Below are 342 nucleotides of genomic sequence, written 5' to 3'. Positions count from 1 at the left end.
AGAGCAACGCCATCGCCTTCTTCTCCGAAAAATGGATGCGCAATTCCTTCACGACGTGGTTGTAATTGGTGCCTATGCCGCGGAACTGGGCATGAAAGTCGGACAGCTTGGTACAGTATTCCAACATTGCTTTGTCCACTTTATGTACCCTGAACTTCTGTCCGAAGAAATGCGCCTTCAGAAAGACGGCTTTCGCATACACCTGTGATTCCTCGTACATCGTCAGGAACCTGTTCCATTCCATATCATCGAAGCGCACCATCACACAGTGTGTCCTCGGATTCAATTTGGGATTTCTCCCGTACTTGCTCTTCTTTTTCATTCTTCTTATTCTTTTAATTT

Annotated in this window: 1 protein-coding gene; it reads right to left on the bottom strand. The window is 45.9% G+C overall.

Translation table 11 applies throughout. The features are described 5' to 3' along the window. On the bottom strand, positions 1–322 hold a 322-nt coding region (locus tag E5355_RS19270; protein ID WP_136011577.1), incomplete at its 3' end, for a hypothetical protein. Positions 323–342 lie beyond the last annotated feature (20 nt).

Source organism: Bacteroides muris (ex Afrizal et al. 2022) (genome assembly GCF_004793475.1).
Taxonomy (GTDB): domain Bacteria; phylum Bacteroidota; class Bacteroidia; order Bacteroidales; family Bacteroidaceae; genus Bacteroides; species Bacteroides muris.
The sequence above is the reverse complement of the archived record's forward strand: the minus strand, read 5'-3'. Positions and strand labels throughout refer to the sequence as shown.